The organism is Alphaproteobacteria bacterium, assembly GCA_017302575.1.
In the GTDB taxonomy this organism is placed as follows: domain Bacteria; phylum Pseudomonadota; class Alphaproteobacteria; order Rickettsiales; family UBA3002; genus JAFLDD01.
The window spans coordinates 804,751-828,499 of sequence record JAFLDD010000001.1 but is presented as its reverse complement, the minus strand read 5'-3'; the positions used below and the strand labels follow the sequence as shown (position 1 = coordinate 828,499).

General features: G+C 52.1%; 24 protein-coding genes. 9 read left to right on the top strand and 15 right to left on the bottom strand.

All coding sequences use genetic code 11. From position 1 onward, the window contains the following. Window positions 1-3 precede the first annotated feature (3 nt). A complete protein-coding gene (locus J0M34_04285; protein MBN8543465.1) occupies window positions 4-1,434 on the top strand; it encodes a type IV secretion system protein in 1,431 nt (476 codons plus the stop codon). A gap of 185 nt (window positions 1,435-1,619) precedes the next feature. On the opposite strand, the gene J0M34_04280 is transcribed toward J0M34_04285, so the two are convergent. From J0M34_04280 to ruvX, 7 genes are all read right to left on the bottom strand, one after another. After that, the gene (locus J0M34_04280; GenBank protein MBN8543464.1) at window positions 1,620-3,482 is read right to left on the bottom strand and encodes a hypothetical protein; all 1,863 of its coding nucleotides are present in this window, start codon (window positions 3,480-3,482) and stop codon (window positions 1,620-1,622) included. A 9-nt stretch (window positions 3,483-3,491) separates the two neighbouring features. Then, on the bottom strand, window positions 3,492-3,776 hold the full coding sequence (locus tag J0M34_04275) for a DUF2610 domain-containing protein (protein ID MBN8543463.1): 285 nt from the start codon (window positions 3,774-3,776) through the stop codon (window positions 3,492-3,494). 99 nt (window positions 3,777-3,875) lie between these two features. Then, on the bottom strand, window positions 3,876-4,193 hold the full coding sequence (locus tag J0M34_04270) for an ETC complex I subunit (GenBank protein MBN8543462.1): 318 nt from the start codon (window positions 4,191-4,193) through the stop codon (window positions 3,876-3,878). A gap of 104 nt (window positions 4,194-4,297) precedes the next feature. Continuing rightward, complete coding sequence (gene topA / locus J0M34_04265; GenBank protein ID MBN8543461.1) at window positions 4,298-6,907, bottom strand: type I DNA topoisomerase; 2,610 nt, start codon at window positions 6,905-6,907, stop codon at window positions 4,298-4,300. After that, window positions 6,900-8,054 (bottom strand): DNA-processing protein DprA, encoded by a 1,155-nt coding sequence (gene dprA / locus J0M34_04260; protein ID MBN8543460.1) that lies wholly within the window; start codon window positions 8,052-8,054, stop codon window positions 6,900-6,902. The genes topA and dprA overlap by 8 nt, the downstream gene beginning before the upstream one ends. Then, window positions 8,044-8,622 carry a glycerol-3-phosphate 1-O-acyltransferase PlsY gene (gene plsY / locus J0M34_04255; protein ID MBN8543459.1) on the bottom strand — a complete coding sequence of 193 codons (579 nt, stop codon included), beginning with the start codon at window positions 8,620-8,622 and terminating at the stop codon, window positions 8,044-8,046. Before plsY ends, dprA begins: the two co-directional genes overlap by 11 nt. Before the next feature lie 194 nt (window positions 8,623-8,816). Further along, window positions 8,817-9,290 (bottom strand): Holliday junction resolvase RuvX, encoded by a 474-nt coding sequence (gene ruvX / locus J0M34_04250; protein MBN8543458.1) that lies wholly within the window; start codon window positions 9,288-9,290, stop codon window positions 8,817-8,819. A 52-nt stretch (window positions 9,291-9,342) separates the two neighbouring features. Between ruvX and gatC the strand changes: the two genes are divergently transcribed. Genes gatC through gatB form a run of 3 tightly spaced genes read left to right on the top strand, consistent with a single transcriptional unit; the run spans window position 9,343 to window position 12,573 of the window. Further along, complete coding sequence (gene gatC, locus J0M34_04245; GenBank protein ID MBN8543457.1) at window positions 9,343-9,630, top strand: Asp-tRNA(Asn)/Glu-tRNA(Gln) amidotransferase subunit GatC; 288 nt, start codon at window positions 9,343-9,345, stop codon at window positions 9,628-9,630. Next, window positions 9,630-11,111 carry an Asp-tRNA(Asn)/Glu-tRNA(Gln) amidotransferase subunit GatA gene (gene gatA, locus J0M34_04240; protein ID MBN8543456.1) on the top strand — a complete coding sequence of 494 codons (1,482 nt, stop codon included), beginning with the start codon at window positions 9,630-9,632 and terminating at the stop codon, window positions 11,109-11,111. The genes gatC and gatA overlap by 1 nt, the downstream gene beginning before the upstream one ends. A 1-nt stretch (window position 11,112) precedes the next feature. After that, window positions 11,113-12,573, top strand: a complete 1,461-nt coding sequence (gatB, locus tag J0M34_04235; GenBank protein MBN8543455.1) for an Asp-tRNA(Asn)/Glu-tRNA(Gln) amidotransferase subunit GatB — start codon at window positions 11,113-11,115, stop codon at window positions 12,571-12,573. On the opposite strand, the gene J0M34_04230 is transcribed toward gatB, so the two are convergent. Beyond that, window positions 12,566-13,282: a hypothetical protein gene (locus J0M34_04230; protein MBN8543454.1), complete on the bottom strand. Its 717-nt coding sequence runs from the start codon at window positions 13,280-13,282 to the stop codon at window positions 12,566-12,568. The genes gatB and J0M34_04230 overlap by 8 nt on opposite strands. A 97-nt stretch (window positions 13,283-13,379) precedes the next feature. Here J0M34_04230 and J0M34_04225 point away from each other — a divergent pair, with 97 nt between their 5' ends. Continuing rightward, window positions 13,380-13,928 (top strand): hypothetical protein, encoded by a 549-nt coding sequence (locus J0M34_04225; GenBank protein ID MBN8543453.1) that lies wholly within the window; start codon window positions 13,380-13,382, stop codon window positions 13,926-13,928. Window positions 13,929-13,931: 3 nt separating this feature from the next. On the opposite strand, the gene J0M34_04220 is transcribed toward J0M34_04225, so the two are convergent. From J0M34_04220 to hemC, 4 genes are read right to left on the bottom strand one after another with little or no spacing between them, the layout of a single operon-like run. Next, window positions 13,932-15,239 (bottom strand): hypothetical protein, encoded by a 1,308-nt coding sequence (locus J0M34_04220; GenBank protein ID MBN8543452.1) that lies wholly within the window; start codon window positions 15,237-15,239, stop codon window positions 13,932-13,934. After that, window positions 15,232-16,023, bottom strand: coding sequence for a hypothetical protein (locus tag J0M34_04215; protein ID MBN8543451.1), 792 nt, complete (start codon window positions 16,021-16,023; stop codon window positions 15,232-15,234). Before J0M34_04215 ends, J0M34_04220 begins: the two co-directional genes overlap by 8 nt. Next, window positions 16,023-16,691, bottom strand: coding sequence for a uroporphyrinogen-III synthase (locus J0M34_04210; protein ID MBN8543450.1), 669 nt, complete (start codon window positions 16,689-16,691; stop codon window positions 16,023-16,025). The genes J0M34_04215 and J0M34_04210 overlap by 1 nt, the downstream gene beginning before the upstream one ends. Continuing rightward, the gene (hemC, locus tag J0M34_04205; protein MBN8543449.1) at window positions 16,688-17,602 is read right to left on the bottom strand and encodes a hydroxymethylbilane synthase; all 915 of its coding nucleotides are present in this window, start codon (window positions 17,600-17,602) and stop codon (window positions 16,688-16,690) included. Before hemC ends, J0M34_04210 begins: the two co-directional genes overlap by 4 nt. 28 nt (window positions 17,603-17,630) lie before the next feature. Here hemC and tsaD point away from each other — a divergent pair, with 28 nt between their 5' ends. Beyond that, window positions 17,631-18,659, top strand: a complete 1,029-nt coding sequence (tsaD, locus tag J0M34_04200) for a tRNA (adenosine(37)-N6)-threonylcarbamoyltransferase complex transferase subunit TsaD (GenBank protein ID MBN8543448.1) — start codon at window positions 17,631-17,633, stop codon at window positions 18,657-18,659. Here the strand turns inward: tsaD and J0M34_04195 are convergent. Then, window positions 18,637-19,407, bottom strand: a complete 771-nt coding sequence (locus J0M34_04195) for a substrate-binding domain-containing protein (protein ID MBN8543447.1) — start codon at window positions 19,405-19,407, stop codon at window positions 18,637-18,639. The two genes, tsaD and J0M34_04195, sit on opposite strands and share 23 nt — an antisense overlap. Before the next feature lie 54 nt (window positions 19,408-19,461). Here J0M34_04195 and J0M34_04190 point away from each other — a divergent pair, with 54 nt between their 5' ends. Further along, window positions 19,462-20,046 carry a HupE/UreJ family protein gene (locus tag J0M34_04190; protein MBN8543446.1) on the top strand — a complete coding sequence of 195 codons (585 nt, stop codon included), beginning with the start codon at window positions 19,462-19,464 and terminating at the stop codon, window positions 20,044-20,046. On the opposite strand, the gene J0M34_04185 is transcribed toward J0M34_04190, so the two are convergent. Further along, a complete protein-coding gene (locus J0M34_04185; GenBank protein ID MBN8543445.1) occupies window positions 20,041-21,039 on the bottom strand; it encodes a zinc ABC transporter substrate-binding protein in 999 nt (332 codons plus the stop codon). The genes J0M34_04190 and J0M34_04185 overlap by 6 nt on opposite strands. On the opposite strand from J0M34_04185, the gene J0M34_04180 reads away from it, so the two are divergent. Next, window positions 21,021-21,785, top strand: a complete 765-nt coding sequence (locus tag J0M34_04180) for a metal ABC transporter ATP-binding protein (GenBank protein MBN8543444.1) — start codon at window positions 21,021-21,023, stop codon at window positions 21,783-21,785. The two genes, J0M34_04185 and J0M34_04180, sit on opposite strands and share 19 nt — an antisense overlap. Then, a complete protein-coding gene (locus tag J0M34_04175; protein MBN8543443.1) occupies window positions 21,778-22,578 on the top strand; it encodes a metal ABC transporter permease in 801 nt (266 codons plus the stop codon). The genes J0M34_04180 and J0M34_04175 overlap by 8 nt, the downstream gene beginning before the upstream one ends. Here J0M34_04175 and metC read toward each other — a convergent pair. Beyond that, a complete protein-coding gene (gene metC, locus J0M34_04170) occupies window positions 22,549-23,748 on the bottom strand; it encodes a cystathionine beta-lyase (protein MBN8543442.1) in 1,200 nt (399 codons plus the stop codon). The two genes, J0M34_04175 and metC, sit on opposite strands and share 30 nt — an antisense overlap. Between the last annotated feature and the right edge of the window lies 1 nt (window position 23,749).

Here is a 23,749-nt window from a genome sequence, read left to right as displayed (position 1 = left end):
TTTATGGCACAGAAGAAAACCGATCATACCGTGAAAGCAGCGCTACGAAGTCTGCTGCTTTTGGCCATGTTAGTGCTGATGCCAGCTCATCAGGCACTAGCTATCGACCCTCCATCAATACCCAACCCGCTTGCAAACGTGGGGCTTTCACCAACGGGAGGCGCTGCTGCGGCGGATCCAGGCCAGTGCACCAGTTTTAACCAGCGAATGAATGAGATTTTCAGCCCAAGTGCTGGGCCTTCTAACTTTGGCCAAATCGCTGGTACTACACAAACGGGTATTCTCAGCCAGATTTACGAATTCATCACAAGCATTGTGAATGAAGCAACGCAAAAGATATTCGAAAACTTTACACAAAATGAAGCATATCAGGATGCCGTCTATGCAGCGATAGTGCTTTCCGTGACATTATTCGGCGTGTTTTTCACGATTGGCTTAGTGCAACTTACCGCAGGCCAAGTGTTGGTGCGCCTCATTAAGATCGGCCTTATTTTCACGCTCATCTCGCCCTCCGGTTGGCAGTTCTTTTCTGATTATATGGTCACCGCATTTAATGATGGCACCGACGAGTTAGTCATGGGGGTCTTACAGATTGCTTCTGGGGGCAATGAATTACCGCCTGATGCAACCCCATTCTATCAACTCGATAAGCTTGGTGAGTTTTTGATTAACCCTGAAACCTTCATGGCGATTTTTGGAACCTTCATGGCGGGCCCATTCGGCCTTGGTATGGGTGCGCTGCTTGGCATGGCCTTCGCCGCCTTTATTAAAATGCTGATCGAGGCACTGCGACTTTACGCCGTGTGTTTCGTGGTACGTTCACTGTTACTTGGTCTTGCGCCTATCTTTATCGTCTTCTTGCTGTTTGAGAAAACCAAGCAGATGTTCACAAGCTGGCTCAACTCCCTCATCAGTACCGCGTTGCAGCCGATCTTGCTCTTCACGTTCTTGGCGTTCTTCACCGTAATGATGCAAAGCGCCACGCAGAATATGTTCAGTGTTGAACTGTGTTATACAGAAGGTACAGGCGTGGAAGGTACTTCAAATGAAGTATCGGGCTGGAGATTCCGTGACCCCGATACAGGCACTATTATTGATGGAGATATGACATGGGAGGGTGCCGCAACATGTCTCATGCGTGATACGGGAGTAGATAGTGGCGAAGATTGCCCTGAATTCCCAATTAAAATCATCGACGTATTAAGCTTCCTCTTGCTCGTGTTCCTCTGCTCGCGCTTCGCCGAGGTAGTGGATCGTGTCTCGAACGAATTAGCGGGTACTCTGATTGCACTTGACCCTGCAGGTAAGTTCGACCAACTTATGAGCCAGATGGGTCAAGGTGGCCAGCAGTCACCGCCGCCTAGACCTGCCGCACCAACGACTCCCGCTCCTAGCACAACAGCGCCGACTACGCCGCCAACAGCGCCAAGATAGGGACAGTAATATAGATTGGATAAAAATATGAAATACACACTTTGCATACTTGCACTACTTGCTCTCGCTGCTTGCGGTTCAGAGAAAGTAGAAGTCCTAAAAAGCCCATGCGTCGGCTTGGAAGACAGCCCGTGTGGTCCTAAACGTCCCGTCAATAGTTGGTGGATGAGTAAGCCACAGCAAGCTTAGCGCTCGCGTCCGCCTCGGTTAGGTGGCGGTGGTGGCGGTGCAAGCATTTGCTGATCAATCTGCTTTTTCTTTTCGCTATCAGCAGCCTGCTGTGCTTCTGTTTTCTGGTTAGGCTGTGCCATGCTGCCTTTAGGCGTTGTCCCAGGCATAAGCGGTGGTGGTCTCAAATTGCCTGTATTTCCATAGAGGTTTTGTGCAATCGTATCCTTGGCATTTTTAGGGGTAACCGCACCTGTTTTAATGTTGCTAGTGTTCGTGGCGTTTTGAAAGCCCATCAAAATGCGTGGGTCAATCTGCTTAGCAATATCGGCGGCTGTCTGAGCCTGTTTAGGCGCTTGAATGGCGGAAGTGCTTTGCCCATGGTGATGGTGATCATGTGAATGATCAGCTTGCGCTCGCTGTTGTTGAAGTTGTTGTGATTGGCGCAGACTACGCTGAGCTTGCTGGCGTGCTTGGCGTGCATTGGCTGCACGGGCATTCTGGCGTTGCTGCTGTACTTGTTGCTGGTCGCGATTGCTGCGTGCGGCGGCTTGCGCTGCCTGCTGGACCGCGCGATCAGCTTGCGCCCGTGCGGCATTTTCTTCGCCTTGTTGGTTAGCAACCGTTTTTTGTGTGGTTTGCTGCGTAATCTTATTGGCCATACCAGCCGTAGGTGCAGCCGTCATGAAGCTCGAAATATTCTGCTGGATCGAATGACCAACCAGTGCTGATGGGCCAGAGATAGCCTGCGTCTTCTCGATAACCGTATCAATACCTTTATTGATACGCTCAGTCAGTGCACCGAAGCGCTTATCATTCAAATGTGCGAACTGGTTCGCCGTGCGGCTAAGTTGTCCCGCAATACGCTCCGCCATTTTGGTATTCTTTGAGCTTGTCGCAAGGCGCATCGCCTCTTCTTTGCAGAGATAACCCATCTGACCAAACGCCTGAATCGCTGACATGACAGCAGGGTGCTGCAAGATGGATGGGTCGATACTACGTGCATAAGCCAGCAAGCGATCAAACATCGCCAATACACCAGAAATCGAACCAATGGTTTCCGCGTCCTCTGGCAGAATATTCAGCCCGCTCATGATATTCATATCACCAAACGAGACTTTGAGTTTGTTCAGAATATCTTTCGCTAAATCGATTGCTTCGCGGCGCACAGGTTCGGCCAAACTATTCACGCCACCCGCGCGTGCAGCGCCATGAATCAACTGGTCGCCTAATACATCAAGGTCTTGCGCTGCCTCTTCGAGCTTCTCGCGCAAACGCTCCTCGTCGCTGTGGTCATCAAATGCGAATGGCGTTTCATCTAACGGCAATAACGCCAACTCACTTTTGCCCTTACCACCGACGAGTTCCATCACCTTGGTGAATGGTCGCACCCAATTACTATGGCGATCCATTTCCTGAATCTTACGGTAAATGTAGCGCGCGCCTTCGCCATTAGGGGCGCTGGATTCTTCAATGCTGACAGCCGTTTTATAAGGGTCACGTTCTTTACCTGCGCGTAACTGCTCATCCCACTGCAGGCCTTCACCAAGGAATCGCGCAATCATGCGTAGTGACTCACGCACTTTGTCGGGATTCATCCCTTCAGGTGCATCGTCGAAATAACGCATCATCAAGTAATTGCGCACGCAGGCGATGTTATCGCGCAGCGTAGTATTCAGCGCGCCTGCTAAATCATGTGCACCAAGCGTGGGGAACAGTTGCGCAATCACACCGTCAAACAGTGCATGACGCGCAGGGGTGAAGCCAAGTTTATTTTCAGGAGTGCGCACAAGCGCATAAAGCCCGTCCCAGGAGAAAGAGGTGCTGACACCGTAAGTGCCCACTCCCTTAATTTCTAGAATCTCTATGGAATCGGCCATCTGGCCTCACTATTTCTTCGGTGGTGCACCTGCTGCACCGCCTGCGCCTTCTTGCTGTGCTGCGCCCAATGCGTACACACACAAGTCTTCAAACGATACATTGTTCTCTTGCGAAATCTTGAAGAGTTTCTCGAAGCTATCCATCACGTCTTGCGGAATGGTGCCGCCGCGCTCGGAAGAAAGCCACCATGCTTGAAACTGCAGTGGGTGCTTCTTAGGGTTAGGCTCACCGATATAGACGTGGAAGGGGTGTTTCACCCCGTTAAAATCGCATGGAACTGTAAAACGCTTCATAACAATACCTTAAGACGCATTATAGCATGATACGAGAGAATTATTACAGTTTTGTGACAGCCGTGGCTAAGCAATTCATTTTTTGGAGAAAGCTGAGGCTTATGCACCTTGGTCGTACGCGCGGCGGCGGCCATTGGCAAAGTTCGCGGCATAGGCCTTCGGCGGTGTTTTACGAATGTGCGGCTGCAAGATCTCGTAAGCGATGTTCTTTGCCTTAGCATAGGCAACCGCTTGTTCTTTCGTTTCAAACTTCAGCTTGATTTGCTCTCGCGTATCGCCTTGCGTGTTCCAACCCATGAGTGGTTCAGGCGTTGCGGGAATAACCGCTACATACTCGAGCAGCCAAAAATCCTTGGCTTTTCCCGATTGCATTGCCGTTTTCGCCGGCTGGTAGATTTTAGCGCGTGTCTGGCTCATGAAGGCTATTTCTAGGGCACAGCCGCCAATAATCAAGGAATTCATGCATGAAATGCACAGCAGACCCACAGCTTTTAGGCGGTGTAGCCGACATGCACCTAAACTTACGCCTTTTTCTTGGCGGGTGCTTTCTTCTTAGCAGGTGCAGCTTTCTTGGTGGTGGTAGCCTTTTTCGCCGCCGTTTTCTTAGGCTTCGCGGCTGGGAGCAGTTTTACTGCGTCTTCAAGTGTGAAGCTGTCCATATCCGTGCCTTTCGGAACGGTAATGTTCTTCTTCGCGAACTTGATGTAAGGGCCATACTTACCCTTCAGCACCACAATTTTCTCGCCAGACTCAGGGTGTTCGCCCAAATCTTTCAAGGGTTCCGCCTTGGCAGATTTCTTCTCACCCGCTTCTGCAATAAGCGTCACGGCGCGGTTCATGCCCACGGTCAACACATCGTCCTCACCTTTGAGGTTCACATAGCGCCCTTGGTGCAGAATATAAGGGCCGAAACGACCGATATTCGCCACGATGGTCTCACCAGTCTCAGGGTGCACACCGACTTCGCGTGGGAGCCGCAGCAGTGATAATGCCATCTCAAGCGTAACGTTCTCAGCGCGTGTGCCGCGTGGTAAACTGGTGCGGCGCGGCTTCGCCGATTCGCCCAACTGCACATACACACCATAAGGGCCTTTGCGCAGCGAAACCACCTCGCCATTATCAGGGTGATTACCTAGAATCTTTGGGAATTCCATGGCAGCGACGACTGTGCCGTCTTCGTTTTTCTCTTCACCGCCCGTTGCGCTGAGCTGGCGCGTAAAGCCGCACTCAGGATAGTTGGAGCAGCCAAGGAATGCACCGAATTTGCCTGTCTTAAGGCCAAGGCGACCCGTGTTACAGGTTGGGCAAACGCGGCCTTTAACTGCCGCATCACCCGTGCCGAAAATCATGGGCTCCAGCAACGTATCAAGACGATCCAGCACTTCCGTGATGGTGAGCTTCTTGCTTTCTTCAATGCGCGCATGGAAATCGACCCAGAATTTACGCAGCTCTTCTTTCCATTGTTTTTCGCCATCGGCAATTTCATCGAGCGTATCTTCCATATTTGCCGTGAAATCATACTCCACATAACGATCGAAGAATGACATCAAGAACGCCGTCACAATGCGACCAAGCGATGCTGCGGTGAAGCGTTTCTTATCAAGCGTGACATAGCCGCGATCAATCAATACCGAGATAATCGACGCATAAGTAGAAGGGCGGCCAATGCCCAATTCCTCAAGACGTTTGACGAGTGATGCTTCCGAATAGCGTGGTGGTGGCGTGGTGAAATGCTGGTGTGTTTCCAGTTTCTTGGTGGTGACGTTCTCGCCTTCCTTCATTTCTGGCAGGCGTTGCGAATTATCATCCGCTTCGTCTTCATCGCTTTTTTTATCGTTCTCTTTTTGGTCTTCCTCAATCGTCTCTTGATAGAGGCACAAGAAGCCATCAAATTTCAGTACCGAACCATTCGCACGCAACGCATGTTGTTTCGAGCCATCGCGCATTTCTACGGCCACTTGGTCATAAACCGCCGCCTCCATTTGCGACGCCATCATGCGCTTCCAGATGAGTTCATAGAGGCGCGCTTGCTCTTCTTCCAACTCGCGGAACGCCGCAGCAGGTGTGCGTGACAAGTCGGTCGGGCGAATGGCTTCGTGCGCTTCCTGAGCGTTCTTGGATTTGGTTTTATACATGCGCGGCGATGGCGGAACATACTCCGCACCATATTCTTTACCGATCAAATCGCGCGCTGCCATGACAGCATCCGTCGATACGGTGATACCGTCGGTACGCATGTAGGTAATCCAACCGCTTTCATACAGTTTCTGCGCAACTTGCATGGTGCGTTTCGCACCAAAACCTAATTTGCGCGCACCTTCCATCTGCAACGTTGAGGTCATAAATGGCGCATAGGGTTGGCGGCGCATGGTTTTAGGCGTTACGCTCATCACGGTGAAGGCAACACCCGTCAGCGTGCCTTCAACTTCCTTGGCTTGTGCTTCGGTGGTGAGGCTGAATTTCTCGAGCTTCTTACCTTTATATTCGGTCAGTTTCGCGGTGAAATTATCGCCACCTGCCGTGTTCATATTCACGGTCACATCCCAATATTCGCGAGGCACGAATACCTCGATTTCCGCTTCGCGTTCGCAAATCAAACGCAGTGCCACCGATTGCACGCGACCCGCCGATTTCGAACCAGGCAGCTTACGCCACAACACGGGCGAGAGTGTGAAGCCTACGAGGTAATCCAGCGCACGTCGTGCCTGCTGCGCATTCACCAAATCCATGTCGATATCGCGTGGGTGTGCCACCGCATCCAACACTGCCTTTTTGGTGATTTCGTTGAAGGTAATGCGATGTACCTGCGTTTTTGCAGTGAGTGATTTATTCTCTTTAAGTGCTTCAAGCACGTGCCATGAAATCGCTTCACCTTCGCGGTCAGGGTCAGTCGCAAGATATAAGATGTCTGCGCCTTTGAGTGCTGTTTTAATCGCGCCTAATGGCTTCTTGGAATCACCGTCCACCTCATAGGTCATGGCGAAGTCTTCGTCAGGGCGTACGCTTCCGTCCTTCGATGGCAAATCACGTACGTGACCGAACGATGCAAGCACCGTGAAATCATCACCGAGATACTTATTAATGGTCTTTGCTTTCGCGGGAGACTCTACAACAACTACTGACTTAACCATGATTTACATTCTCTCCAACGATTAAACTAACCCTTGCACCAGGATGGCGCTGCAGCTTTCCTGCCAGTTCCAATTCCAACAATACCGCCATTACCAAATGCGGCGAAACACCGCTTGTCACCAACACATCATCGAGCAAGGTGGGGCTTGGCGAAAGCGCGGCGGTAATAGCGCGGCGTGCCTCTTCAAGCAAGCTCGAATCAGGATCAAGTGTGTTTTCGGCAAACATTGAAGGTTCTTTGTCCGCCAATGGCAACGCCTCTAGGGGCGAGAGGTTGCTTAGAATATCTCGTACGGATTCAAGCATGGTCGCGCCTTCGCGAATCAGTTGATTCGTGCCATGGCAGCGTGGATCCATGGGAGAGCCGGGAACGGCAAATACGTCGCGGCCATAATCATTGGCAAAATGTGCAGTGATGAGCGAGCCGGATTTCAATGATGCTTCAATCACGGCACTGGCGCGTGTCATACCCGCAATGATGCGGTTGCGTGAAGGGAAGGATCGCGCATGCGGCTTCGCGCCGAATGCCAACTCAGAAATGATGGCGCCTGATTCAGCAATTTCATGATACAAAACTTCATTCTCTGGTGGGTAAATATTATCAATCCCGCCGCCAATCACCGCAACAGTTCCCGTGGCCAATGAACCACGATGCGCTGCTGCGTCAATCCCGCGCGCCAATCCAGAAATGATAGTATACTTCGCTTCACCCAAATCGCTGGCTAATTTACGTGCAAACGCGCAGCCATTCGCTGAAGCATTACGTGCCCCAACAATACCGATGAGCTTATCGTGATTCCATAAATGTGTATGGCCCTTCACCGTAAGAATTGGCGGCGCGTCATTCACGACTTGTAATAAGCGTGGGTATGATTCCTCGCCATACATTACTATCTGTGCGCCAAATGCGGTTAGTGCTTCAAACTCGCGCTCTGCCTCGGCTTTAGAAGCGATGCGAATCGCCTTGCTGCGACCACCACGACGACTAATATCAGGCGCCATCTCGAGCGCTTTCGCCACCGAACCGCAATATTTCACGAGGTGGAAGAACGTCACAGGCCCAACATTCTCGCTACGAATCAGGCGCAGTGCATCGACAGGGTTCGTGCCACGCAGGGTTGGGTTGGGAATGAAATTACTGACCATCTTTTTTCCCAAACAGGTTCGACACAGGTTCAGTGCCATTAATCAGTCGGCGCATATTATCTGCATGGTTTGCCACTACTACCAACACTGCAATTAATATCACCAGCGCAGATGCGCCGCCACCACTCAGCATGGCAGCAAATGGCGTGAGTGATAATGCCGTAAGCGCCGCGAGTGACGAGATGCGTTTATAATAAAACATCGCCACCCAGATGAGCAGGGTAAAAAATCCAACGGACCACGAGAAGGCGAGTAGGCCACCCAGAATAGTTGCTACACCTTTGCCGCCTTTGAAATGTAGCCACACGGGGAAGCAATGCCCAAGCACGGCAGCAAGCACCGCTAGTGCGCTAGCATAAGGCGCGGTGGAATCCATGACGGCAACCGCGACAACACCTTTGAGCATGTCGAGTGCGAGCGTTGCCGCCGCAATGTCCTTACGGCCCGTGCGTAGCATATTCGTCGCGCCGATATTACCTGAACCTATGCTGCGTGGGTCAGGCAGTTTAAAAATTTTGGAAAGAATCACGCCAAACGGAATACTGCCAATCAGATAGGCAATCACCATTGCTGCAATCAAACTAAGCGCGTCCATTTTCTAGTCCTCTCACGTGTGCGTGCGTACGTGTACGTATACACACGAGCGTAGCAGCCAAAATTTTAGGTTAGCAAGTAAAACCTTGTAACGGCGTAGCGCCGAAGCTGCGCGAGCCGCGAAAGCGGCGGGGGAGTCACTGAGGGGGTAAGACCCCCTCGCGCCAACTAGTGATTTCCGAGTGCATCCAGCACGCCCTGAAGCATATAGGTAGCGGCAAGTTTATCGACAAGTTCACCACGGCGCTTACGGCTTAAATCGGCTTCATCAATCATCATACGGTTCACGGCGACGGTGGAAAGCCGCTCGTCCCATAGCAGAGTGGGCAGGGCAACTTTCGTAGCCATGTCACGCGCAAACTGGCGGGTGGACTGGCATCTAGGCCCTTCGGAGCCGTCCATATTTACGGGATAGCCAATCACCACCCCAGAAACACCATGTTCTGCGATATGTTCGGAAACGATCGCGATATCTTTGCTGAACTTGGTGCGCTCAATCAGTTGCAGGGGCGAGGCAACCATGCGGCTAGCGTCGCTCATGGCGAGGCCAATGGTTTTTTCTCCCACATCCAAGCATATCAGGCGTCCCTGCCTTGGCAGGGCATCGAAAAACTCAAGGATTTGATGGGTATAAGAAGCCATGCGTCACTAATACTTGCTTTTTTAGGCAAAGCCAGAGTAAAACCGCCCACCTATGGCTCTCACCGATAAAGAAATGCTCCATGTCGCAAAGCTCGCACGCATTCGCCTCAGCGAAGCGGAAGTGTCGCATTATGCGAAAGAAATCAATGGCATCCTGAAATGGATCGAACAGCTTGGCGAAGTGAACACCGACAATATCGCGCCGCTTGCCAGCATCTCCGAGCAAGCCTTGCCATGGCGCGAAGACAAAGTGACGGATGGTAATATCCAGCAGCAAGTGCTGAAAAACGCCACGGGTGCAGAGTATGGCTGTTTCACCGTACCGAAGGTGATTGAATAATGAGCAGCCCATTACATATGTCGCTCAGCGAAGCGCGTGACGCGCTGGCCGCAAAAAAAGTAAGCTCGGTAGAGCTGACCAAGCTGCATCTCGATGCGATTGAAAAACATAATCCTGCATTGAACGCCTATGTTCACCACACGCCTGAAATCGCAATTGCGCAGGCCAAAGCGTCGGACGAAAAGCGTGCAAAAGGTGACGTCGGTTTATTAGAAGGACTACCCATCGGGGTAAAAGATTTGTTCTGCACCAAGGGCGTGAATTCGCAGTCGGCATCAAAAATTCTTACGGGCTTCAAGCCTGAATATGAATCGACCGTGACCACCAAGCTTTTCGCAGAAGGTGCGGTGATGCTCGGTAAAACGAATATGGACGAATTCGCCATGGGATCGGCGAACATCACCAGCCACTACGGCAATGTAATTAACCCATGGAAATCAAAAACCGAACCTGCGAAGCAACTGGTTCCCGGTGGTTCGTCGGGTGGTTCTTCGGCAGCCGTTGCGGCGCGCTTGGGCTACATGGCAACGGGTACGGATACAGGTGGCTCCATTCGCCAGCCTGCGGCATTTACGGGTATTGTGGGCATTAAGCCAACCTATGGCCGTTGCTCGCGCTGGGGTATTATCGCCTTCGCAAGCTCGCTCGACCAAGCAGGCCCAATGACGCGCACCGTGCGCGATGCAGCGATTTCGCTCAAGGCCATGTCGGGTCATGACCCGAAAGATTCCACCAGCGCGAAACTGGCAGTGCCAGATTTCGAAGCGGTACTGGGGCAGGGTGTGAAAGGCCTTAAAATCGGTATTCCGAAAGAATATAAAATCGACGGCATTCGCGCCGACATCATCGCCGAGTGGGAAAAAGGCGAAGCGATGCTGAAGGCTGCAGGTGCTGAGATCGTGCCGATTTCATTGCCGCACACCAAATATGCGCTGCCAACCTATTACGTGATTGCACCTGCCGAGTGTTCCTCCAACCTCGCGCGATACGACGGCGTGCGTTACGGCCTGCGCGTGGTGGATGATGGTGACAACCTCAACGACATGTATGAAAAAACACGTGCCGCAGGTTTTGGTGCAGAAGTGAAGCGCCGCATTCTGATTGGCACCTATGTGCTCAGCGCAGGTTATTACGACGCGTATTACAAAAAAGCACAGCGCGTGCGCGCACTCATCGCGAATGATTTCAAAGAAGCATTCAAGAAGTGCGATTTGATTCTCACGCCCACCGCACCTTCAGACGCATTTGCAATTGGTGACAACCAAGACGATCCAGTCGCCATGTATCTCAACGACGCTTTTACCATTCCAGCATCACTCGCGGGTCTGCCTGGTCTTGCCTTGCCAACGGGTCTTTCACCAGACGGTCTGCCGCTTGGTCTGCAACTCATCGGTCGTATGTTCGACGAAGAAACCGTGTTCAAAGCTGCTGCCGTGATTGAAAGCGCCGCAGGATTCAACCGCGCACCGGAGGGGTACTAATATGACCGCTCCATATCGCATCAAAGGCCAAACGGGTGATTGGGAAGTGGTTCTCGGTCTTGAGGTGCACGCACAAATCACCTCGAACTCGAAACTCTTCAGCGGTGCTGCCGTGCAATTCGGTTCCGAGCCCAACGCGAACGTAAGTTTTGTCGATGCGGCGATGCCGGGAATGCTCCCCGTCATCAACGAAAAATGTATCGAGCAAGCAGTGCGCACGGGGCTTGGCCTGAAAGCGCAAATCAATCTAACATCGCTGTTCGACCGTAAGAATTATTTCTACGCCGATTTGCCGCAAGGCTATCAGATTTCGCAATATCTCGACCCCATCGTTGGTAAGGGCACGTTGACCATTGACCTTGCAGATGGCACGTCACGCGAAATCGGCATCACGCGCCTGCACCTTGAGCAGGATGCGGGTAAATCGCTGCACGAACATTCGCCTAAGCATAGCTTCATCGATTTGAACCGTTCGGGCGTTGCGCTCATGGAAATCGTGAGTGAGCCAGATATGCGCTCGCCAGAAGAGGCGGCAGCGTATTTCAAAAAACTCCGCACGATCTTGATGTATCTCGACACCTGTGATGGTGATCTCGAAAAAGGCAACATGCGTGCCGACGTGAACGTCTCCGTGCGTAAACCGGGCGATGCGTTTGGCACGCGTTGCGAAATCAAGAACATGAACTCCGTACGCTTCATGATTAAAGCGATTGAGTTCGAGGCGGCACGCCAAGTTGAAATCATCGAAAGCGGTGGCAAGGTCGATCAGGAAACGCGTTTGTTCAACCCTGATAATGGTGAAACCCGCACCATGCGTAGCAAAGAAGATGCGCATGATTACCGCTATTTCCCAGACCCTGATTTATTGCCGCTTATCCTGACGCAGGAATATGTCGACACCATCAAGAAGTCGCTGCCGGAATTGCCGGATGAGAAAAAAGCACGTTACATCGAGAAAATGGGCTTATCGGCCTATGATGCGAGCGTGATTTCTGCCGAGAAAGAAGCCGCCGATTATTTCGATGTATTGGTCAATGCGAAGCATGACGCAAAGTTGGCGAGCAACTGGATGACGGTAGAATTGTTTGGTCGCTTGAACAAACTGGGCAAAGAAATCACCGAGTCACCTATCAGCGCCGAGCAGCTTTCGGGTCTGCTGGCATTGATTGAAGATAACACCATCAGTGGTAAAATCGCGAAAACCGTATTCGAAAGAATGTTCGAAACCGGCAAGCCCGCGAAACAAATCGTGGAAGAAGAAGGTCTCGTGCAAGTGACCGACATGGGCGCGATTGAAAAAGCAATCGATGAAGTGATTGCCGCCAACCAAGACAAAGTTGCCGAGTATAAATCGGGCAAAGAGAAAATGTTCGGCTTCTTCGTAGGCCAAGTCATGAAGGCAACGGGTGGCAAGGCCAACCCTGCCATCCTCAACGATATCCTGAAGAAAAAACTTAGTTAGTTTTTGGCAAGCTCGCTGGCAGTTCTGCTTGCGGAGTAGACTCGACATCGCGCAACTCACGCATCAAACCTACCGCTTTCTCATGCGTAGGATTCATACGCAAGATCGCTTGTAAATCCTCTTTCGCGAGCGCTCTATCTTTTAGCGCTATAAATGCTTCGGCGCGGGCGAGCAGCACATCATCATTGCTGGGGCGCAGGCTCACTGCATGGTCAAGGTCTTGCACAGCTTCAGCATTCTGCCCGTATTGTTGGCGGATTTTAGCACGATCCAGCAGTAGCTCGGCAGTCAGTCGCGCCTCGGTGGCATTATCCACCCCTTCTTGGTTCATTGCCTCAATTTGTGCGGAGAGGGTAGAAAGTGCCGCTTCTGCACGATTAGCAAGTATCCATGCGCGTGAGGCTTGGCGTGCTACATAGGTGCGCAGCATAATGTCCTTTGGGTCCAGCCTGTCACGCACCAGTGAGAGGCTAGCGGCAGATTCTGCATACTGCTTCAAGCCGTAAAGCGCCATGGCTTTACAATGATGTGCGCCAATACCGTCCTCGATTTTGAGCCATTCATCGGCCTTCACTAAGGCAGCTTGTGGGTCGGTTGCGGCCAATGCCGAGCATTCCTTATAGGCGGGAGACGCAGTGAAGGAATTTGCCCATGCGAAGGATGCGGCAGATAGAATAAAAAATGCAGTAAGAAGAGGGGTTTGCTTCATAAAACCGATGTAGAGAAAAAAATCTCTCTCTGCAAGCTATTGAGAATGGCACGATACATGCTTATATGTAGTTATGTAACGCAGGAAAGGTAATCCAATGCGCTTTTTGGCAATGGCATTTTTAGTGACTCTGCTTGCTGGCTGTGAAGAGGCGCATAACAGCTCGGACACAGCAGCGCGTGTAGCCAACCAAGTGAAAGAAGATACGGTCGGTGCATGGCGGGAGGTCTTTACCTTCAGGCCAACCAAGCCCAAGCAAGCGCCACAAACGCGCTATTGCTACCAAATGCAAAGCGACATTTCCTGCTACGACACGCCACAAACCCATATGACATCTAAACTCGTTGGCTATCAGGACGGGGAATCGATTTCCTATATCCAAAAGGGTGGTGGCTCGATGGGTATCAGCACCGCACAAACACAGATTACGCCGCCTAACGCGCCACCAAGCTCGATGAATGCGGCTCCCTATAGTGGTGTGAGTAGCGATGATTTAATGGCCTACCCAACGAATCAGCAGGAAATTCGTGTCGACGAAACCAATGCGCCACCACCAGCGCTCAATCCAACGACGTGTACACCTGGCATGTCGCCATTTGAGTGCAACGAGTCGCAATATATACCCAATGCGGAAGTAGGCAGATAAGCGCTAGGCGCACACCTGAATTTCACTGCGCGTCACTTCGGGCTGGCCCCACACGCTGCTATCCAACACAACACAGCTTGCGCAATGTAATTCCCAATGATTTTGCGAAGTGCCGCAGCTTGCGCAATGCCAACGCGGTTCGTTCGGTGCATCCATCGCGCGCTTGAACCATGGGCTTGCATCAGCCGCTTGGCCACTCAGCTTCACGGCCACTTCTGCCATCGCGCTGTAGAGTGGCTTGCGGTCATGATGCTCAATCGCGGCTTGCAACACCTTAGCAGCGTCTTCGTAGCGCTCTTGCTTCTGCGCAATGGTAGCTTCAAGCAGCGCAGCTTCTGCCGAGCCTTTTGCTTTCGTGGCCAGCATCGCCGCGATGCGTCGTTGGCGCTTAGCAGGCAGGGGCGCAAGATACACCAGCAGTTGCTGTAGCACAGCAGTGTGTGGTGCGCGCGCCCACGCACGACGCAATAGTTTGAACGTATCGCGCGATTGCCCTTGTTCCGCATAATGCTGAGCTAACAAAATAACGGCAGGCAGAAATTCTGGCGCATAGTTGGTTGCGTGCTTCAGAGCTCGCAAGCGTGCAAGCGGGTCTGTCTCTTTGATAGCTCGTAGATAATACGCAATCGCCGCAAAGCGGTTACGCTCACCACGTGACAGGCCGTGATGCAGCTTGGTAGATGTAGCCAACGCAATAATCGCGTCCAGCCGATTACAATGGAAATACAGATCCACCAGCACCAGATTCGTGTGATGGTCGCGTGGCTGGTCCTGATGTGCTTGCAGAGCTAGCACCAATGCCTCTTCGTATTTTTTCTGCTGCATATGCTGGTCAATCAGGCGGCGCGTCGCAAATAACGACGTATCCTTATCCGCGAGCAGGAAGCGCAAATGTTCAGCCGATTTATCACTATGACCTTGCGAGGCAGCAAGTTGCGCCGAAAGTAGGCGTGGCAGCGCGCTGTTCGGTAGAAGCTTCACCGCCTGCTGCAATGAACGCTCTGCGGCCTGCGAATCTTGCAATGCTAGGGCAGTGACTGAGCGGGTAAGATGTTGCAGCCCCTTTTCTTGACGGGTGAGTGCCTTGCGCAAGCGGCGCTTCTCGGGCCAATGAAATAGTTGCCAGAAGAGCAGGCCAAGCCACGTGGTGAGCATAATCAGAATGACCAGCGCGATAATCACCAACGCCATTGCCATACGAATTTCATAACCAAACCACTCAACAGTCATAAAGCCTGGGTGGTCCATCAACCACATCGCGCCGGTACTAAGCGGAATCAGCAGCAATAGGAATACAATGAATTTAGCCATGTGCGGCCACCAATTCTGCTTCAAGTGCATCCAGTGCTTTCAGCACGCTGCGTCGCGTATCGTAATCGGTGAGCCAATCTGCAAAATCATCAGATGCTTCGTCGCGCAAATGTTTTGCCGCCACATCAATATCGCCACGCTCAACCGCGCGGGTGAGGGGGCGATGGTCAAGTTTGCGAACGGTGATGACATCACGCAAGCGGTTCAGCCACGGTAGCGTGTCTTCCTGCGGGGAAGCTGTCGCATAGATTTCTTCAAGCTCTCGCACCAATACCGCACGTGATTTAATACCGTCCACATGCTCACTTAGAGTGACTTTTATTGCCGCATCCACTTGTGTAAGTTGTGGCTCTAAGGCTTTCCACTCATCATGATACGACTTGCCCCTAATCACCGCTTTGCGCAGCGCTAAGTAAGCGATCTGTGGCGCTGTGGTAGAGGTGGGGGTGGGCGCTGCCGTTTCAATTCTTTGTTCTGCCGCCTCTAATTCTTCGAGCAGGAATTTCACATCCTCCTCGCTGTTAAATAACTGTTCGGTAAGGCTGCGCTGTGCTGCCTGCGCGCTACGCAGTGCTTCCTCAAGTTCGGCGATAGTGTCGTTGTGCTTCTCGGTTTCTTCTTCGCTCAAAGAGCCAAGTTTTGTTTGTTCGCTGCGCAAATAATGAATCAGCTCGTGCTGCTTTTTGCTGGTTTCATGGGTGCGATATAGCGCACCACCAAGCCCCGCCGCAGCAAGTAATGCTGCCGTTGCTATCGACCACGCTAACTGGTTTTTGTTAAGCATTACGCCTTTATAGTCGTATTGATGCAGTCAATCAATGATTGCTGCGTAGGGCTGGCACTCACGTGAATGGCTTTCCACGGCAAGCTGCCTGCGGCAGCAGCCACTGTCGCGCTAATACAGAAAGCATGTATGTGCGATACGTCTTGCGTGATAAGTGCCTGTGCAGCTTTCACGGCGCCCACCGACATGAATAGTACGCCTGAAATGTCCTTCCAATGCGTTGTCACATCTTGGGGAAGCTGTGTTTCGGCAATCGCTTCATACGTCACCACTTGCGTCACGCTATGGCCTTGGCTTTCGATAAGCTTCTTTATATCAATCCGCGTTTCATCGCCCGATAAATAAAGAAATTTGCTAGGCGAGTTATGTCCCACCACGACCATTGCGGCTAGAGTTGCGGCATCTTGGGCAATGGGCAATGCGAGCTTGAAGCCTTGCGAGCGCGCTGCTTCAGCACTGGCTTCGCCCACGGTGTAGAGTGGCAAATCGTGATAGTCACTGATACCAATTGCACCGTGCGGGCTAGTGGTTATCACGGCGTCGTATGCGCCCTCAAGTTTAGGCTTACGATAAACGATGTGCGTGACAGGCGCGATGATGCATGGCCGTCCAAGTTGCTTTGCAAATGCTTCACTTTGATCGCGTGGGCGGGTGAGCCAAATAGTCATACAATGTTCCTTTTCAATAAATGTCCTGCGCGCTGTGCAAGAACTTCGCCGACATGGTTGCCTAATGCTTCTGCATCGCTCAATGCAGCTTCGCTATGGTAGCTATGTTGCTCCGAGCCGTCCTCGGCAAGCACTTGTGCACGCAAATGAATCGTGCCGCCTTCGATCGTTGAGAGCCCCGCAATCGCAGTTCGGCACGAACCATCAAGCGTTAGCAGCATCGCACGTTCGCAGGTAGCGCGCGTCATGGTTTCTGCGTGATTAATCTGCGCCAAACACTCACGCACCACCCTATTATCAGCGCGACATTCCGTAGCAATGATGCCCTGTGCCGCCGCAGGCAACATGATTTCTGGTGCGATGCGCTCGCGTATATGCTCGCCCATACTCATGCGGTCCAGCCCTGCGCAGGCGAGGAAAGTACCATCCGCCACTCCGTCATCAAGCTTCTGAAGGCGCGTTTGCACATTGCCGCGAAACTCAACCACCTTCAAATGTGGGTAGTGAATTTTGAGTTGCGCAATACGACGAATCGATGAGCTGCCCACGACAGCGTGATTAGGCATTTCGGCAAGAGAAGCATACTTGCTGCTAATCCACGCATCACGCGGGTCGTCGCGCTCAAGCACGTTGCCGATAATCAGTCCGTCAGGCAAAATACTTGGCATATCTTTCATCGAATGCACGGCGATATCAATATCGCCCGTAAGCAGCCCATCTTCCAATTCTTTGGTGAAAAGGCCCTTAAAGCCCCAATCCGTCAGCTTGGCTTGAAGGTCCTTATCACCCGCCGTTGTCATGGGGTGCAGGGTAATTTCAAGCGCTGGATTGGCGCGTAACAACGTATCGCGCAGTTTTTCTGCTTGCGTCATCGCCAGCTTGCTGGCACGGGTTCCGATACGAAGTTTCATGAAATATGAGCTATCGCATTGAGGGCGAATGAACAAGGTTTTTACGGTATTAGGCATTGAATCAAGCTGCGACGAAACCGCCGTGGCACTCGTGCGCTCCGATAAAACCGTACTGTCGCACGCGCTAGCCTCACAATATGACGAACACGCAGCCTATGGTGGCGTTGTGCCAGAAATTGCCGCACGCGCGCATTTGGCACATATAGACGCGCTGGTTGTTAAAGCCTGCGCGGATGCAAACCTGTCACTGCATGATATTGACGCCGTTGCAGCAACCACTGGCCCAGGACTTATTGGTGGTGTGATTGTTGGCGCTATGGTGGGCAAAGCGATTGCGGCAGCAACGGGTAAACCCTTCATCGCTATTAATCACCTCGAGGCGCATGCCCTAACGGCGCGCTTGAGCGAAGAGGTCGAATTCCCTTATGGGCTGCTGCTTGTATCGGGCGGCCATTGCCAGATTTTATTGGTAAAGGGGGTGGGAGATTACGAACAACTTGGCGCGACGCGTGACGATGCGTTAGGCGAAGCCTTCGACAAATGCGCAAAAATGTTGGGACTGCCCTATCCAGGTGGCCCTGCGCTTGAGCAAGCCGCGCTCAACGGCAAGCCAATCATAAGCCTGCCTCGTCCTATGTTGGGCACGAATGGTTGCGACTTCTCCTTTTCTGGCCTCAAGACTGCCGTACGTTTAGCGATTGAGGCAGCAGATAATCGCGATGCGGTATTTATTGCGAATATGGCTGCATCCTTCCAACAGACCGTTGCTAGTGTATTGCATGACAGACTCAGCAATGCTCTCGCTATGATGCCTCACGTAAAGGGGTTGGTGGTCGCGGGCGGAGTCGCTGCAAATCAGTATTTACGCGGGCAAATTGCCAAAACACTCGCTCCCCATAATGTGGCACTTCACGTACCGCCTATGGCGCTATGCACGGACAATGCTGTCATGGTCGCATGGGCAGGGGTGGAGCGTTACGCGCTTGGTAAATTCGACAGGTTAGATACGGAACCTAAGGCGCGCTGGCCGCTTGTTACTCTGAAGCAGCAGGCTTAAAGCCATAATGTGCGAAGGTTGAGGCTGCTGCATCACTTTGCAGGAACTTTACGAGTTGGCGCGCTTTCGGCATGGATTCACTCGCCAACGTTAGCGCCATGAAAACGATAGGCTCATACTGTGTTTCAGGAATCACCGAAACCACGGTTAATTCTGGGTCGAGCAGAACGTCAGGCCCTAGCAGAATACCGGCGCTTTCCTCATTCTTGAGGCGAGAAATCAATTCGGATTTTTTATCCAGCATCACACGGCTTTCGAGCGATGCCTCGCTGGCGTTGAGTGCAGCAATGCTACGTGATCCTTCAATATAGTGTGCAGGGTTCAGTAACAAAATCGGAATGGCGCTGCCTTGATTGAGAAAGAGATTCGCCAATGTCCATTGCCCACGCAGGCTGCCGCTATCTTCCTTACGGCGCGCCATGACCAACTCTGTGCGCACCAGTGGTGATTGGGCAAACACATCCACCTGACCGCGCAATTGCAATTGCGTTGTCAGCTCGGTATCCGCGCTAATCAGTACATGGGCTTCCATACCTTCGCCAATCAGTGTTTCGGGATCCTTTTCCTCGCTTGAGACAAGTGTTATGGCGACACGTTTTTGAACACTGTAATCACGCACCAGCTCGCTGAGCGGCAGTATCAAGGAAGGGTCCGCGATGATGGTCAGATTGCTCAATTCGCGGGGCGCAGCCTGTGCATATTGCGTAACGCAAAGCACGATGGCGATAGATTTTAACAGATTTCGCATAGATCCATTCTTTTTGAAGTCGCAGTGAAGGTCAATTCGTACTATAACAAACCCATGTCGAGTAAGCGCTTTATTTTATTCATGGTGGCCGTATTCCTGCTAGGCGCCTTTCCATTTCTGGTGGTGCAGCCCACGGGTGCGGCAAGTGCGGGCCTGAGTTCGGGCTTTACCGCGCCGCTTGATCATATCCCCAAACTGTTGCTGTTGTTGTTACTGGGGGTTTGGTCGTCCATTCTGCCGAAAGAGGGCATGGTAGTCATGCCACTTGGTTTCTTGGTCATGGTGTTGATTGGCGCTGCGCTCTCGCTAGAAGTCTCGCAATACCCAGCGCTGCTGCAATTTATCCTTGGTGGCATTTTGTGCTTTGGCCTTGTGGTAGGTATGGCGCGCACCAAAATCACCATAGTGAGTGTTTTGATCTCGGCATCATTTGGGTTTCATTACGGCATTAATTATTTGAGCATGGTACCAACCATTGCGTCGCCCATGTACTACCTTCTAGGGTTGATGATTGCATTAGCGCTTATTTTGTCGATCGCGGTCGCCTTTGGGATCACCCTGTTGGGTGATCATGAGCAATGGTGGGAAAAACTTCAAGACAACCCACGCCTGCACTTTATCAGATCGTGGTTCTTATAGACAGCGCGCGTAGGCTTTCGCCACCATCAGCAACATCCGCTCATAGCCGTTGCTTGCCCACGCCGTAAACGGAACCTCATTAGAGGTGTAAGGGCGTTCGGGGTTGAGCGTGACAACATCCGCCTGCGACAGCTCAGCAATACGCTTCACATGGTGATTGCTGGTTTCGCTGAAGATACAGCGTACATGTGTTTTGTTGGCTTTCTCAAGAAGCTGCTTCATGGTTTTAGCACCCTGATACTCTTCTGGGCGTTGCGTGATATAACCTGCCTCAAGCCCATAACGCTTCTGAAAATACTGGTACGCATCGTGATAAGTCATCACGGGAACGGCCTTAGAGCTGTCCGACTGACGTTGCTTCGCTGCGGCAATGATGTTGCTAATACCTGGTTGCACTTCTGCGCGCAGGTGTAGTGCATAGCGCGTTGCATTATGCGCAAAATTCGCACGCTGCTCTGGCCAATAATCGCCCAGCTTATCGGTGAGTGCTGGAAGCAAATTCGCAATCCTCAGTGGATCAAGCCAGAGGTGAGGGTCGTTCGTTTTTTTGTGATGGTGGTGATGATGATGCTCTTCCCCTTCATGCTCTTCATGGTGCGCATCGACTTCACCCGCACTCAGAAACGGATTTTCAGCGCGATAGGCTAATGGCTCTGCACCATCAAGCTCGCTCAAATAAATAACGCTCGCGCCCTTTTTGGCGCGTTCTGTGAGAAGCTTGGTAAGAGCAGGGGCAATATTTTTATCAATTGCCACAATCACTTCTGCTGCATTGAGGCGCGTAATCTGGCCAGGCGTAAAGCCTTTGTGATGTAGGCTCTGCCCAACATTCAGCAGGGTAGATGTCTTGCCAATGCCCCGAACTACTTCTGAAATAATTGGCTCAGTAACAGGCGCAACTACCAGTACATGCGGTTGCCACGCTGCCTGCGACGCTTGCGCAGTCAGCGTAATTAGGGCAAGAAAGCAGCCATATGCAATCACACGATTCATCGAATGCACCTTTACTGTCCGCACAGGGTTTGCGCAAGCATTACCGTGGCCGCGAGGTGCTGAGTGGTGTTTCGCTTACCATTCATCCGCGCGAGCTAGTGACGATTATCGGCCCCAATGGTGCGGGTAAAACAACCCTGCTTAAGCAATTGATCGGGCTTGAGCAGCCCGATAGCGGAACCATCACCCGCGCCAATGGCTTGACGATTGGCTACATTCCGCAGCAGTTTCGCCCACCACTGTCGATGCCCATCACGGTGCGTGATTTTTTGAAACTAACGCATGCCGATGGAATCGCTGAAGCCTGCCATGAAGTCGGCGTTGCTTATACATTAAACCAGCCACTCAGCGCATTAAGCGGTGGCGAAATGCGCCGCGTATTATTGGCGCGTGCAATCTTGCGTAAGCCGCAATTACTTGTGCTGGATGAACCAACAGCAGGTGTCGACGTAGCGGGGCAGGGCGAGCTGTATCAGCTTATCGCAACACTCAGCAGCAATCATGGTTGCGCGGTGCTCATGGTGTCGCATGACCTATATGTCGTGATGGCGCAAACGACGCGCGTCATTTGTTTGAATGGCCATGTCTGCTGCGAAGGCACACCGCAAGCACTTGGCACGCACCCCGAGTTTAAAGCACTGTTTGGTGATGAATTGGCAAAACAACTTGCGATGTACCACCATCATCACGACCACACACATAGCCTGCACGAACATGCTGACCATAGCGAGTGTAACCATGGATGATTTCCTACTAAGAGCAATGATGGGTGGCGTGCTACTTGCGCTTGCCGTAGGGCCATTGGGTGCGATGGTCGTGTGGCGGCACATGGCATATTTCGGCGATACAATTGCTCATGCAGCGCTACTTGGCGTAGCGATTGCGCTTATCAGCAACGTCATTCCAATGACGCTGGCAATGTTTATAGTGTCGCTTAGTGTGGCTCTCACCCTCAATCTCCTGACGCGTGATGGGCGCTTCCATGCCGATACAATGCTAGGCATGTTAGCGCACGGAACCTTGGCCATCGGCGTATTGTTGGTGGCGATGAGTGGCGATATTCAGGTGGATATCAACGCCTATTTATTCGGCGATATCCTCACCATTATGGACTATGACCTCGCAATGCTCGGTGTGTTGTTCGCGGCGGTGGTTGCAATCATCACCGTTCATTGGCGTGCTTTTATTTTGATGACGATTGATGAAGCAGTAGCCCGCGCCGAGGGGATTCGTGTCGAGCGTACCAAGCTCTTGCTCACCATGCTGCTTGCTGCAACGGTGGCAGTTTCCATCAAGCTTGTTGGTGTGCTGCTTATTACCGCAATGCTAATTATTCCTGCGGCGGCGGCGCGTAACGTGGCGCGCTCACCACTTCAGATGGTGCTTATGGCAAGTATATTTGGCGCTATCGCAGTCGTGATTGGGCTGCAAGGTGCCATTGAATTCGACGCGCCCGCAGCCCCCATGATGGTGACTAGTGCGATCGGAATATTTTTGGTTAGTGCGCTACTAAGCCGCGTTTTTAAGAGCCGTGCGTAAACGGGCAAAGCCTGCTTCTAAATCGGCAATCAAGTCACTTGGCGCTTCAAGACCAATATGGAACCTGAGCAGCCACGTGTCTTTATCCCACTTCGTTGCGCTGCGCATTCTGGCGGGCTGATACGCAATCACGAGTGATTCATAGCCACCCCAGCTAAAGCCCATACCAAAATGTTTGAGCTCATCTAGCAGAGCGGCAAGCGCTGGCTTATTGATTGGGTTCTTCATTTCAACCGCGAATAGGCCGCATGCACCTGTCATGTCGCGCTTCCAAAGCGCATGACCAGGATCTTCTGGCAGAGCAGGGTACAGCACGCGTGTAATCTCTGGCTGCTTCTGGAACCACTTCGCAACTTCAAGCGCATTTTGTTGGTGCTGCTTCAAGCGAAGTGACATAGTTCGCAAGCCGCGCAGGGCAAGATAGCAGTTATCGCTACTCGCGCAGGCACCAAGATTCTTATGCGTACGACGTAGCTGTTCGAAATGTTCTTTTTTGCACGTCACGACACCCATCACCAAATCCGAGTGACCGCCAATATATTTCGTCGCTGAGTGAATCGAGATATCGACACCCATATCAAATGGGCGCTGCAATAGCGGCGTTGCCCATGTGTTATCGGCAAATACCATAGCGCCGTGCGCATGCGCGATTTTCGCGATTGCCGGAATATCCTGCATTTCAAACGTGAGCGAGCCAGGGCTTTCGCAATACACCACTTTGGTGTTTTTCTTCATCAGCTTTTCAATGCCAGCACCAATCGTTGGATCGTAAAACTGCACCTCGATACCAAGGCGCGGCAATTCTTTTTCCACGAAGTGGCGGCCAGAACTATAGAGCGAGTCAGGCACCAACACATGGTCGCCCGCATTCAAAAACGCCAGCATGGGTGTGCTGATGGCAGCAAGGCCTGAGGCAGTGATGATAGCGCCATCCGCACCTTCAAGTTCAATAACGGCTTCTTCCAGCGCATCGCTGGTGGGCGTGCCATAACGCCCATACCCACGGTGATAAATCTTGCCTTGCTCATAGGCATCGAACGTCGCGAAGTCTTGAAAGATAACCGTGCTCGTGCGGTGCACGGGTGGGTTCACTGAACCAAGGTCGCGCTTTGGGTCGCGCCCGAGGCTCATCAGTTTCGTATCAAGTTGTTCGTGTGAGTGGTCGCTCATA